The 12,061-nt window shown below is 74.9% G+C and carries 10 protein-coding genes; 6 read left to right on the top strand and 4 right to left on the bottom strand.

Annotated elements, in window-relative coordinates:
* Positions 1-33: 33 nt before the first annotated feature.
* The 3 genes from ACIF9R_RS10880 to ACIF9R_RS10870 all read right to left on the bottom strand — a co-directional run bounded on the left by ACIF9R_RS10880 (position 34) and on the right by ACIF9R_RS10870 (position 3,124).
* Positions 34-1,038 carry an endonuclease/exonuclease/phosphatase family protein gene (locus ACIF9R_RS10880; protein ID WP_399977317.1) on the bottom strand — a complete coding sequence of 335 codons (1,005 nt, stop codon included), beginning with the start codon at positions 1,036-1,038 and terminating at the stop codon, positions 34-36.
* A gap of 45 nt (positions 1,039-1,083) precedes the next feature.
* Positions 1,084-2,022 (bottom strand): hypothetical protein, encoded by a 939-nt coding sequence (locus tag ACIF9R_RS10875; RefSeq protein ID WP_399977314.1) that lies wholly within the window; start codon positions 2,020-2,022, stop codon positions 1,084-1,086.
* Between the two features lie 655 nt (positions 2,023-2,677).
* Positions 2,678-3,124, bottom strand: coding sequence for a hypothetical protein (locus ACIF9R_RS10870; protein ID WP_399977311.1), 447 nt, complete (start codon positions 3,122-3,124; stop codon positions 2,678-2,680).
* Between the two features lie 195 nt (positions 3,125-3,319).
* Here ACIF9R_RS10870 and ACIF9R_RS10865 point away from each other — a divergent pair, with 195 nt between their 5' ends.
* The 5 genes from ACIF9R_RS10865 to ACIF9R_RS10845 all read left to right on the top strand — a co-directional run bounded on the left by ACIF9R_RS10865 (position 3,320) and on the right by ACIF9R_RS10845 (position 10,294).
* Entirely contained in the window at positions 3,320-4,450 is a 1,131-nt protein-coding gene (locus ACIF9R_RS10865) for a PP2C family protein-serine/threonine phosphatase (protein ID WP_399977899.1), read from the top strand.
* Positions 4,451-4,515: 65 nt separating this feature from the next.
* Positions 4,516-5,595, top strand: coding sequence for a hypothetical protein (locus ACIF9R_RS10860; protein ID WP_399977308.1), 1,080 nt, complete (start codon positions 4,516-4,518; stop codon positions 5,593-5,595).
* 52 nt (positions 5,596-5,647) lie between these two features.
* Positions 5,648-6,010: a hypothetical protein gene (locus tag ACIF9R_RS10855; RefSeq protein ID WP_399977305.1), complete on the top strand. Its 363-nt coding sequence runs from the start codon at positions 5,648-5,650 to the stop codon at positions 6,008-6,010.
* Between the two features lie 4 nt (positions 6,011-6,014).
* The gene (locus ACIF9R_RS10850) at positions 6,015-8,879 is read left to right on the top strand and encodes a caspase family protein (protein ID WP_399977303.1); all 2,865 of its coding nucleotides are present in this window, start codon (positions 6,015-6,017) and stop codon (positions 8,877-8,879) included.
* On the top strand, positions 8,879-10,294 hold the full coding sequence (locus tag ACIF9R_RS10845; RefSeq protein ID WP_399977300.1) for an extracellular solute-binding protein: 1,416 nt from the start codon (positions 8,879-8,881) through the stop codon (positions 10,292-10,294). Before ACIF9R_RS10850 ends, ACIF9R_RS10845 begins: the two co-directional genes overlap by 1 nt.
* 35 nt (positions 10,295-10,329) lie before the next feature.
* Here the strand turns inward: ACIF9R_RS10845 and ACIF9R_RS10840 are convergent, their stop codons facing one another.
* Positions 10,330-10,494 (bottom strand): hypothetical protein, encoded by a 165-nt coding sequence (locus ACIF9R_RS10840; RefSeq protein WP_399977298.1) that lies wholly within the window; start codon positions 10,492-10,494, stop codon positions 10,330-10,332.
* Positions 10,495-10,591: 97 nt separating this feature from the next.
* On the opposite strand from ACIF9R_RS10840, the gene ACIF9R_RS10835 reads away from it, so the two are divergent.
* Complete coding sequence (locus ACIF9R_RS10835) at positions 10,592-11,935, top strand: tetratricopeptide repeat protein (protein ID WP_399977296.1); 1,344 nt, start codon at positions 10,592-10,594, stop codon at positions 11,933-11,935.
* The last annotated feature ends 126 nt before the right edge of the window (positions 11,936-12,061 follow it).

The raw sequence follows: 12,061 nt of genomic DNA, 5'->3' as shown, positions 1-12,061 counted from the left end.
CCCTTCCCGGTACGCCGGGCCCTGCACCCAGGGCTACGCCCTGTGCAGCGTCAGGTCGACCAGCAGGGCGCGGTGGTCGGTGTCCGGGAGGGTGAGGAAGCGGGCGCCGGCCGCGGCGAACTCCTCGGACACCAGGACGTGGTCGATCTGCGCGCCGAACGCCGGGGTGGTGCGGGACGGCCAGGTCGGGGTCCGGTCGGCGCCGTCGAGCCGGGCCGCGTCGCGCAGGCCGGTGTCGAGGATGCGACGGAACGCCGCGTGGTCCTGGGAGGCGTTGAAGTCCCCGGCCAGCACGGTCGGGCCGTCCGCGGACGCGGCGGCGGCCGTGTCGCGCAGCCGGTCGAGCTCCCGCTGCCACAGGCGGACCTGTTCGGGCAGCGGCGGCATGGGATGGGCGAGCTGGAGCCGTATGGTGTGTCCGCCGACGTCGGCCACCGCGCCGGGCATGCCCATGGTGCCGGGGACACCGTCGGTGGCCTTGAGCGGGAAGCGACTGAGGATGACCGAGCCCTCGGAACCGCCGCCCTCCACCGCTTGCCGGTGGGGATGGCTGTCCGTGAGCTCCCGCTTCAGGGCCGCGTCGCAGCCGTAGTCGCACTCCTGGACGAACACGACGTCCGGTTTCTCGCGGCGCACGGCGTCGATCAGCGCGCCGGTGGCCTGTCCGAACTCCACGTTGGCGGTCAGCACCCGCAGCTCGGCGACGGGGCGTCCCACCGGATCGCCGGTCTTCCCGTACGGCTCGATGAACCAGGCCAGCAGGCCGAGCAGGACCACACCCCACACCGCGCCGGTCCACCAGCGGGCGAGCAGGGTGAACAGCAGCCCGGCGGCCGTGGGGACCAGCAGCCAGGGCAGGAAGGCGAGCAGTTGGGGAACAGGGGTGATGCCGTCGGTGTCGGCGGTGCGGCAGCCGACGACCACACTCACCCCGGCGAACAGCAGCGCCGCGCACCAGGTACGGAACCGTCGCCCTCCCCCGGGCCGCCGTCCGCTCCCGTACCCGGTGACCGTCGGGTCGGCGGTCGCAGTGTCCAACGTTCAGGCCTTCCGTCCTCGGATGCTGTGCCCCCGCATCCTCCCTCAAGGACGGGAGAGCGTGGCGGGCGGTTGCCGGGGACGGCCGTCGGAGGCGGCTGACACGGCTGACGCGGCTGACGCCGTGGACGGCGGTTCGGGGCGGATTCCGCGGCGGCCGGTCAGCCAGGAGCACAGGGCCACGGTCAGGCCCAGCGCGAGCAGCAGCCAGGACGCGGTGCGCAGGGAGTCGGTGAGGGCGTCGTAGACCGCTGCCGCGGCCGGGCGGTGCGGGTGGGCGGGCAGATCGGCGAGGGTGAGCCGGCGGCCGAGGGGGATCGCGAGGAGCAGCAGCGCGCCGCCCAGCGCCGTGCCCAGACCGGTGGCGGTGAGCGCGCGGCGGCGGCGGGTGGCGACGGCGATCCCGGTGACGGCGAGGACGACGGCCGCCGGCGGCAGCCAGAGCGCGGCGGCGTCCAGCAGGTGGTATCCCCTGCGGAGTCCGGCCACCTCCTCGGCGGGCACCACCGCGACCTCCGTATGGGTGATGGGGATGCGGTGGGCGTAGGGCATGCGGTCGGCGGCGAGCCGCTGTTTCACCTGTGTGGTGACGCGCGCGAGGTCGACGGTGACCGGGCCCCGTGGGGTCGTGTCGTCGCGCAGGGCGTGCAGGACGGCGTCGTGGACGGCTCTGTTCCCCGCGTCCCATGCGGTGCGGAACGCGTCGGTGCGGGTGAAGGAGCGGACCGCGTCGCGGACGAATGGGGCGAGGGCGGCGTCCGCCGGGGTTCCGGGCTCGGGGGCCAGCTTCCGTACGGCCTCGTCCCCGACGGCGTCGGCGACCGCGTCCCGTACCGCGGGGTCGGTGGCCAGGGGGGCCATGGCGCCGACGTAGCGGCTGGTGTCGGCGAGGCCGAAGGCCGCCCAGGCGGCCAGGGTGGCGCAGGGGGTGAGGAGGCAGGCGAGGGTGAGGAGGGACGCGGACAGGGCGTTGCGGAGGTGCACGTCTTCAGGCAACGGGGTGGATGCGGGGTGGGCGAGTGGTGGGGGTGCGTACGGGGCACCGTGGGGCCCGAACGGGCGGTGGGCCGGGGTGGGCGGTTGGCCCCGGTTGGGTGCTGGGCGGGAGGTGTTGCGCACCCCGGCGCCTACGGGGTGCCGCCGCGCCCACCCTCCCCCACTCTCGGCTTCGCTCGAGCGGGGGGACCCCATCGCCCTGCGGCACGATTGCCCGCGGCTGGGGAGCCGTGGGGCACGGTTGTCCGCGGCTGGGGAGCCGTGGGGCACGGTTGTCCGCGGCTGGGGAGCCGTGGGGCACGGTTGTCCGCGGCTGGGGCGGGTCGCGAAGCGCGGGCGCCGTGCGGCTGGGTGGTGCGGGTGCCTGCGGCTGGGGCGCCGTGGGGCACGGTTGTCCGCGGCTGGGGAGCCGTGGGGCACGGTTGTCCGCGGCTGGGGCGGGTCGCGAAGCGCGGGCGCCGTGCGGCTGGGTGGTGCGGGTGCCTGCGGCTGGGGCGCCGTGGGGCACGGTTGTGGCTGGGTGGCCGTGGGGCACGGTTGTCCGCGGCTGGGGTGGGTCGCGGAGCGCGGGCGCCGGGCGGGCGGGTGGTGCGGGTGTCTGCGGCTGGGGCGCCGGGCGGGTGGGTGGTGCGGGTGTCTGTGGTTATGGTCGGTCGACGCGGTGGCCCTGGGCGTCCTCGCGGGTGTAGAAGCGGTAGAACATGATGCCGAAGACGCCTGCCGTGACCGCCAGGGCCAGGGCGGTGGAGCGCAGGACGCTGCCGCCGGACTGGCTGAAGAGGAAGCCGACCGCGATGCCGCAGAAGGCGGCCCACGCCACCGCGTGCACTTCGCGCCGGAGTTTCGGGGCCAGCGCCATGAGCGTCATGAGGACCACGGCGAACACCAGCGCGGTGAGGAAGCCGAACAGCAGGTTCCAGCCGGTGATGGGCCCGCCGTAGCGCCGGTTGGCCGCCGCCCAGTAGCCGTACACGAGCCCGAGCAGGACGGGCAGCACGACCAGCGCCGCGCGGTGGGCCCGCTCGCTCAAGAGGTCCGTGGTGCCGCCCCGCTCGATCGCTCGCCGGGGCCGGGGTGCCGCGTGCGCCATGAGAGCGCTCCTCTCTGATCGCCCCCGCCTACCAGAGCACACCCGCCGGGGTCCGACGGCAAGTCGGCCCGGAGAACGGATGCGGGCGGTGCGGCCCCGTGTTTCGCTGGGGCGGTGAGTCCGGGCAGCGGGGGACAAGGCCTGCACGGCCGGTACCCGCGGGCCGACCGCCGGGACGTCGTGTACTTGGAGCAGATGCTCCGGGTCGGGGGCCGCAGCGTCACCTGGGTGCCGCCGCTGCTGCTGCTCGTCGCCATCACGGTGACCGACTACAACACCACCGGCGAGTTCCGCATCATCTCCTGGATCGTGCTGGTGCCGGGCATCGCCGCCGCGATCTGCGGAGTGTGGACCACGGCCCTGTACGCCGTGCTCTCCATCGGCGCCTACACCTTCGTGGACAACGCCTGGCCGCACGAACTCCAGGCGGGGCTGCCGGACTTCATCCTCGTCACCACCGGCGGCATCCTCTCCACGCTGGCCTGTGCGGTGCGGGTGCGCGGGGAACGCCGCGCGCTGCACATGCGGGACGTCACCGACACCGTCCGCAGCACCGTGCTGCGTCCTCTGCCGAAGGACTGGGGTGGCCTGGAGCACGCCGGGATCTATCTCACCGCGGACGCCCAGGCGCGGGTCGGCGGTGACTTCTACGACATCCAGCCGAGCCCGCACGGCACCAGGGTGCTCGTCGGTGATGTGCAGGGCAAGGGGCTGGGGGCGGTGGAGACGGCGTCGGTGCTGCTCGGCACGTTCCGGGAGGCGGGTTTCCACGAGGCCGATCTGACGGTCCTCGCCGACCGGCTGGAGGCCCGGATGGTGCGCCACCGCGAGTACACCACGGCGCTCGGCCGGGCCGACGGCGACCGGTTCGCCACCGCCGTCCTGCTCGGGTTCCCGGCGGACCGTGACGATGTCGTGGACGCCGTCGTCTTCGGTCATGAGCCCCCGCTGGCCGTCGGCCCCGGCGGCGTACGGATCCTGCCGCTCCGGGGAGGGCTTCCGCTCGGCTTCCGTGACCTCTCCCCCGGGACGCCGCGGACGCACCGGGTGCCGCTGGCCCCGGACGAGACGCTGCTGATGGTCACGGACGGGGTGACCGAGGCCCGGGACGCCGACGGACGGTTCTACCGGCTCGCCGAGCATGTGGCCCGTGCGCTGTCGGCCGACCCGCGGATCGCCGCCCCGGCCCGGCTGGTCGCCCTCGTACGGGACGGCACGCTGCGGCACTGCCGCGGACATCTGGCCGACGACACCACCGCCTTCGCGGTACGGCGGACCCTCGCGGCGGGGAGCGAAGGGCACGAAGGGGGACGTTCACCGAACTGACCCCGTCCCTCGCGGCCGCAGCGGTTACCGTGCTGTTCCGTAACTGATCGACAGGGGAGGGGACCATGCCCGGAACCGTGCTGCTGCTGGCTGCCGCGCCGCTGGGCCGCGGGCGGCTGGTGGACGCGGCGTCCGTGCTCCCGGTCCTCGCCGCGGTGCCGCCCGCCGTGCTGTCCGGCACGGACACCGCGAACGTCGTCGAACTCGCCGACCCGCTGGAGCCGCAGGCCGTGCTGACCCGGCTGCGGGCGGCCGCCGCCGCGCCGGGGCCGCTGACCGTGTACGTCAGCGGCCAGCTCCAGCTCGACCGCCGGCAGCGGCTGCCGCACCTGGCGCTCGCCCGGACGACCCCGTCCACCGTGCGGTACACGGCGCTGCCCTGGCACTGGTTCCGGGAGGAACTGCGGCTGCGTCCGGCGGGCGCAACGACCCTGATCCTCGATCTGCACGCCGATCCGGAGAGCTGGCGGTCACTGTGCGCGTCGCGGCCACCGGGCCCGCCCCCGCTGGACTGCGGGCGCGACAACGCCGTCTACGGCCGCGTCGCACCGCCGCCGCCCCGTCGCGCGGTCGCGGCACCGGCGTACATGCGGGCGGTCGCGACGATTCTGCGCAGTGGACGGCGGCCGGCGGTCGCGGAGCTGCACGAGCAGGCGCTGGCGCGGATCGCGCCGGAGAGCGCGGGCACCGACTGGGTGCTGGCGCAGCCCGGCCCGGTCCCGGGCGACCCGCACGCCGCCGTCACCGCCGCCGTGCGCTCCGGCCGGCACGCGGACGCCGACGCGCTCGCCGCGCGGCTGGAACAGACGGCCCGGCTCGCCCACGGGCCCGTCTCCGAGGAGGCGATGCACTGGAGCGAGGTCCGGGCGGATCTGGCGATGCTGGCCGGGGACGCCGCGCGCAGCTGCCGTACCTGGCTGTCGGTGGCCACGGCGCGGCTGGCCGCGGGCCAGCCGGTGGACGCGCCCGCCGTCGAGGCCGCGGTGGACCGGGCGCACCACCAGTGGGGCCGGATCGAGGACCCGGCCCGTGCCCGTGAACTCGGACCGGTGCTGGCGGAGTTGCGCGGCCGTGTGCCGGGCAGGCAGGAGGGCGCGCTGGACCATGTGCGGCGGCAGCTACGGCAGTTGCAGACCCAGAGCTGAGTGACGTACGAACCCTCCCCAGCGGGCGACCGCGGTGCCATGATGGTGAGTTATGGCTGAGGGGGACGGTGTGGCCAACCAGGGTATCCGGGTACGTCTGGGCGGGACGGCGACCGAGCGGGACATCGGGGCGCTGCGCAAGTGGCTGGAGCGGGAGCAACCGCTCGACGAACGGGTGCGCGCGGGCGAGTTACGGATGTACGAGCGGCCCGGGACGGACGGCACCGGCGCCCCGATGGGTGTCGGCATGGACATCCTGCTCGTCGTCACCGGGGCCGGCGCGGCCGTGTTCTTCGAGGAACTGCTGGGCCAGGTCAAGCGGGCGGTGTCGGCCTGGCTTGCCAATCGGGGAGCCGTCGAGACCGGCGATCCGCCGGCCGCGGAAGTCGAACCGGTGAACGTCGACGACAGGTAGGCCGGTGGCCCCCTACGACCCGCGCGGGCGGGTGAACCGGGCGTTGCTGGTCGGCATGTCGGAGTACGACTTCACCGGGCCGCCGCACGGTGTGCCCGGCGACCTCCCCGCGGTCAAGCACAACGTGATCCGGATGCGTGAGGTGCTGGAGCGCGGCGGCGTTTTCGACGAGGGTGAGATCAGGGTCGCCCACTCGCCGTCCCAGGACGACTTCGGCGGGGCGCTGCACCGGGCGGCGCAGGAGGCGGAGGGGCTGCTGCTGCTCTACTTCGCCGGGCACGGCGCCATCCCCAGCGCGGCCGACGAGCTGCATCTGCAGCTGCGGAACGCCCGAGTGGTCGCGGAGGAACGGACCGTGTTTCCCGGCGCGGAGACGCTCACCACCGTCCTGACGGTGCTGACGACCAGCCGGGCCCGGCGGATCGTGGTGATCCTCGACTGTTGCTTCGCGGGCAACGCGGCCTGGGTCCTGGAGACCTTCCGTGAGAGATCGCGGGTGCTGCTGCTGATGAGCGTGCAGGCCAACAACCGCATCGACGCGGGCGACGGCCGGACGCCGACACCGTTCACCGCCGAACTCGTGGCGCTCCTGGGCGAGGAGACGAACGACGGGGTGCGGCTGTCGGAGCTCGCCGAGCGGCTGCGGGACCGCATGGCCGCGCGCGGCCACCGCACGATGCGCGGCGAACCGTGGGTGCCGCTGCTGAAGGCGGAGAACTCGGTGGACGTGCTGCTGACGCGGAAGCGGTACGGGCCGATGCCGTGGTGGGGCCGGATGAGGATCCGGTACGTTCGGGGGACCGGTCCTGGCGGGGGCCCGGTACGTTCGGGGGCCGGTCCGGACGGGTCCGGATCCGGAGGCGGTCCCGTGACCACCACCACGCCCGTCGTGACGCCCCCTCCGCCCCCTCCGCCTCCTCCGCCTCCTGGCGGCTCCGGCGGGGGACCCCCGGGCGGACCGTCGGGTGCCCGGACGCGCCCCTGGCCCCTGGGCCTTCTCGCCGCGCTGCTCGGCCGGTTACGTGCCGTCGTCTCCCGTACGGGCAACGCCCGGCCGACGGGCCGGCCGACGGACCGGGGCGGGACGGAGGACGGGACCCGGGGCGGAACCTCGGGCCGGGGCTCGGGCGGACGCCCGGCCGGAGGGTCCGGCCGCTCCTCCGGCCGGAGGAGCGCGCTGCGCGTCGTCCTCCCCGCCGTGTTCGTCGCCGGGCTCCTCGGCCTCGGCGGTTACGGCCTCCACGGGTTCATCGGCGCCGACAGCGCCCCCTGCGCCCCGGCGCTGGAGCTGCGGCTGCTGACCGACCCGGATCTGGAGGAGACCGTCCGCGCCGCCGCCGACGCCTATGTCACCTCCGACGAGAACACCACCGGCGACGGCTGCCGACGCACCGGTGTCACCGTCTACAGCGCGGGTTCCTCCGACGTGGTCGGAGCCCTGCGCAGCCGGACGGGCGCCTGGCACGAACCCCACGACGAGGACGTCAACCCGCAGCGGGACATCGGCCCCCAGCCGGACATCTGGATCCCCGCCTCCCGCGCCGACGCCGACCGGGCCGAGGACGGCCGGGACACGGACGCCGTCGCCACCCTGGAACCCGACGAGGAACCCCTCGCCTACTCCCCCGTCGTGCTCGCCGTCCCGCACGCCATCGGCTCCGAGGCCCTGAACGACCGCACCGGACGCACCCTGACCGAGATGATCGACGACCTCACCGCGCGGCACGGGAACGCCGCCGTGCGCCGTCCCGACCCGGAGTACACGGACGTGGGACTGCTCGCCACGGTCGGCCTGTACGGCGCCGAGGCGCGCGACGTCTCCCGCGGGGAACGCCTGGTCGAGCAGTTCGGGTCGCCCTCCCCCACGGCCGCCGACCTGCTGTGCACGCTGCCCGGGAACGACGCCGTGGACGACCGCACCGCCGCCCTCGTTCCGGAGTTCCTGCTGCGCAGCGGTGTCGGCTGCGCACGCACGGCGCGCAGTCCGCGGCTCGCCCAGTACCCCGAGGACGTGCCCGGCGTGGAGCCGGTGTTCGTGCGGGTCCGCTGGCGGAACGCGGACCGCGACGAGCAGGACCGGGACGCGTCGGTGGACGGGTTCCGCGCGTGGCTGACCGGTGAGGGAGGCCGGGCGGTGTTCGCCCGGCAGGGTTTCCGCGCCGCGGACAGCCGGGAACCGCTGGACCCGGACGAGGTCACCGAGCACGGCATGCTGAGCGCGCCCACTCCGCTCGACGAGTCGGCCGGCCGGGACGCGATGGCGCGGGCGCTGCGCGCCTACCAGGACGCCGGTGGCCCCGGACGGGTGCTGTTCCTGCTGGACAGCTCCGGTTCGATGGACGACCGGTGGGAAGGACCGAGCGGCGCACCCGGTCTGCTGCGGCAGTCGCTGGGCGGACTGGGCGGTCGGGACGAGTACGGGGTGTGGGCGGTGGCGGACATCGGCGGCCGGGCCCACGAGACGCTGCTGGACCTCGCCCCGCACCGGCGGGCCGACGCCGACCGCGCGGTCGGCACGGGCGCCCGGGTCCGGGACGCCGAGGCCGATCCGTACGCGGCGCTGCTCGCCGCCCTCGACGAGATGAAGAGCCGCGGGGGCGGCGACGGGCGCCCTCAGCTGATCGTGCACATTACCGACGACGAGGACAACGACCGACTGACCGGGGAGCGTCTGGACGAGGTCCTGGACCGGGCGCGGACGTCCCGTGTCCCGGTGACCGTGGTGTCCCTGCAGAACGGCGGCTGCGACCCGGACCGTGCCGACCACCGGATCGCCGACGTGAGCGGCGGGCGCTGCCTGGACGCCGGCGACGACCTGGGCGCGGACCTGCAGGACGAGGTCGCCCGCGCCGGAACGGGGGAGGGCTGATGGCCGGAGCGAGGGGAGGGCCGGTGGTCCGGCGGCTCGCCGTGCTGCTGCTGTCGCTGCTGCTGGTGCCGGTCGCCTGCACCGGGGGCGGGAGCGGGGACGGGGACGGTGGGCCGGCCTCGGCGGCCGCGCGGGACGTGCCCGGGACGATCGTCGTCGCCAGCGGCCGGGACGTCACCGGCACGAACGGCATACGCCGGCAGCTCATCGACGCCTGGAACCTGCGTGAGCAGCGGGCCGGCTCGCTGTTCCGGGCCCGGCTGGTGGAGCTCCCGGGCAGCGCCGACGAGCAGCGCAGCCAGCTGCTGGGCGCGCTGCAGTCCCGCAGCGCCGACTACGACGTGGTCAACCTCGACGTCACCTGGGTGCCGGAGTTCGCCGCGGCCGGGCTGATCAGGGAGCTGCCGGAGGACCTGGTCGACCGTGACGTCATCCCGTCCGTGGCCGGCACGGCCCGGTGGGACGGCACGGTGTACGCGGCGCCGTTCAACAGCGATGTCGGCCTGCTGTACTACCGGCGCGACTATCTGGACCGGGCCGATGTCGAGCGGCCCGACCCGCGCGACGGTCTCACCTGGGAGCAGCTGCGGGACCTCGTCGACGACCTCGACGCCCGTCTCGACCGGAGGGCCTACAGCAAGGGCTGGACCACCCAGCTGGCCGCGTACGAGGGACGTACCGTCAACGCGGTGGAGGCGTTCGCGTCCGCGGTGGAGGACTTCGCGCTGGTGGACGAGGACGGCCGCTACACGGGGACCGTCGAGGACCTGACCGCGGGGATCGCGGAGCTGCGCCGGCGCACCGAGCCGGCGTACACCCTCCAGGACGCCGCCCGCTCCGACGAGGCGGAGTCGCTGAACGACTTCACCGAAGGGCGTACGGCGTTCCTGCGGCACTGGCCGTACGTCTATCCGGCACTCTTCCGGACGTTCACCGAGGAGCAGCTCGGGGTGGCGCCGCTGCCCGGGAGGGCGGTGCTCGGCGGACAGAACCTCGGGGTGGCCGACGCGTCGCCGCGGCCCGGGAAGGCGGCCGACCTGATCCGGTTCCTCACCGGGCGACAGAGCGAGCGGTGCCTGCTGGAGGCCGGTTTCGCGGCCACCCGGACCTCGGCCTACGAGGACGACGAGCGGTGTACGGCGGTCACCGCCGCGCCGTCCGGGTCGGCGACGGGGGAGGGCGCGGACCCGGTGCCGCGCGACAAGGGCGGCCGTCCGCTCTACGCCGCGACCGTGCTGCAGGAGGCCCTGCGCGACGCGGTGCACCGGCCGAGGACGCCGCTGTACGGGGCGTTCACCCAGACCCTCATCACCCGGCTCGGACCGCTCGTCGGGGACGACCGGTCGGACGACGAGGAGCCGGAGGTACTGGCGGAGCGGCTGGACGAGGCGCTGCGCAAGGCCCTGCCCGGCTGACGGCCCGCCGTCGCGCCGCCGCTACCGGGACGCCGCTACCGCGCCGCCGCTTCCACGGGCACCGTGGTCTGCCGGTCCGGCTCGGGTCCTGCGGCCTTGGCCGGGCCCGCGTTCGCCGCCAGGACCAGCGCCGCGATCGCGGCGACGGCCGCGGCGAAGCCTCGGGCGTAACGCTCGGTGGTACGTGTGCGTTCCAGCACGGCGACCTCGCAACAGCGATGGGTTAAGCACGTTTAATTCACGGTTTAACCTAGAGGCTGCCGCACGCGAACGGCAAGGGGAGCCAGGGGAGTTGGCATGGGGGAGCGGGACGAGCAGGGGACCATCGGACGCCGCGTGCAGCAGTTGCGCGTACAGCGCGGAATGACCCAGAAACAGCTGGCCGAGCCGGTGTACACGCCCGCGTACATCTCCACCCTGGAGGCCGGCCGGGTGCGCCCCTCCGACGACGCGCTGCGGTATCTCGCCGACCGTCTGGGAGTCGAGTTCGACGAACTGACGACCGGGCGCCCGGCCCGTCTGGTGACCGAACTGCGGCTGCGGCTGACCGAGGCGCAGCGCACGCTCGCCGCCGGTGAGGCCGGGTCCGCGGTCGAGCAGTATGGCGGGCTGCTCGCCGAGGCGGAGACGCACGGCCTGGCCGAGGAGCAGGCCGCCGCGCTGCTCGGGCTCGGGGAGTGCGCGCTGGAGACCGGTGAACTGGACGAGGGCCGCCAGTACTTCGAACGGGCCGAGGCCCGGCTCGCCGACGCGCCCCTGACCGCCCGGGTCCCGGCGCTGCGCGGGCGGGCGGTGGCGCACTACCTGGCGGGGGAACTGCGGTACGCGGTCTATCTGCTGGAGTCCACGCTCGACGAGCTGAACCGGGGCGGCCTGCACGATCCGGACGCGCTGCTGCTGCTCTACGCCAGCGTGATCGGGCCGTACATGGACATGGGCGCGCACGCGCGTGCCGCGCAGGCGGCGGAGTTCGCGCTGGCGCTCGCGCCGCAGTCCGGCGACCCGGCGCTGGTGGCGCGCATGCACCGCTCCGTCGCCCGCACCCTGCTCGCCGAGGGCCGGCTGGCCGAGGCGGACGCCTCGCTGGCCAGGGCGGCGGAACTGTACCGGGGGCTGCGACTGCGCACCGAGCTGGCCAACTGCCACTGGATGCGCGGGTACGTGTACGCGCAGAACGGTGAACTGGAGCGCGCGGAGACGGAGATGCGCGAGGCGCTGGCCATGCTGTCCGCGACCCGCGCGGCCCTCTACAGCAGCCAGCTGACGGTCGAGCTGGCCGATGTGCTGCACCGGCGCGGCAGTTCGGGGGAGGCGGCGGACCTGCTGCGGGACGTGCTCGGAGGGCTGTCCCCCGAGCGTGGCGCGGTGCACGCGGCGGCCGCCCACCGGTTGCTCGGCATCATCGCCGAGGACGCCCGCCGGCCCGAGGAGGCGGAGGAGCACTACGTTCGCGCGCTGAGCCTGCTGGAGCGTGCGGGAGCCGCCGGTGACCTGGCCGACCTGTGCCGCCTCCTCGGCGACCTGCTCCGCCGCACCGGCCGCGTCGAGGCGGCCCTGGACGCCTACCGCACCGGACTGGGCCACCGTACGGCCCCGGGCACCACCACCCTGGGCCCGGCCCCGGCCCAGCCCCAGCTGTAACCGCTCCGACGCGTCCCCGCCTCAGCTGTATCCGCTCCGACGCGTCCCCGCCTCAGCTGTATCCGCTCCGACGCGTCCCCGCCTCAGCTGTATCCGCTCCGACGCGTCCCCGCCTCAGCTGTATCC

The organism is Streptomyces sp. NPDC086080 (assembly GCF_044540255.1).
GTDB lineage: Bacteria > Actinomycetota > Actinomycetes > Streptomycetales > Streptomycetaceae > Streptomyces.
Note: the sequence above shows the minus strand (reverse complement) of the source record. Positions and strands in the feature narration are given on the sequence as shown.

Coding starts and splice junctions, on each gene's coding strand:
- ACIF9R_RS10870 (WP_399977311.1), bottom strand. CDS start 3,124: ATGGCGCACGCGGCACCCCGGCCCCGGCGAGCGATCGAGCGGGGCGGC.
- ACIF9R_RS10865 (WP_399977899.1), top strand. CDS start 3,320: ATGCTCCGGGTCGGGGGCCGCAGCGTCACCTGGGTGCCGCCGCTGCTG.
- ACIF9R_RS10860 (WP_399977308.1), top strand. CDS start 4,516: ATGCCCGGAACCGTGCTGCTGCTGGCTGCCGCGCCGCTGGGCCGCGGG.
- ACIF9R_RS10855 (WP_399977305.1), top strand. CDS start 5,648: ATGGCTGAGGGGGACGGTGTGGCCAACCAGGGTATCCGGGTACGTCTG.
- ACIF9R_RS10845 (WP_399977300.1), top strand. CDS start 8,879: ATGGCCGGAGCGAGGGGAGGGCCGGTGGTCCGGCGGCTCGCCGTGCTG.
- ACIF9R_RS10835 (WP_399977296.1), top strand. CDS start 10,592: ATGGGGGAGCGGGACGAGCAGGGGACCATCGGACGCCGCGTGCAGCAG.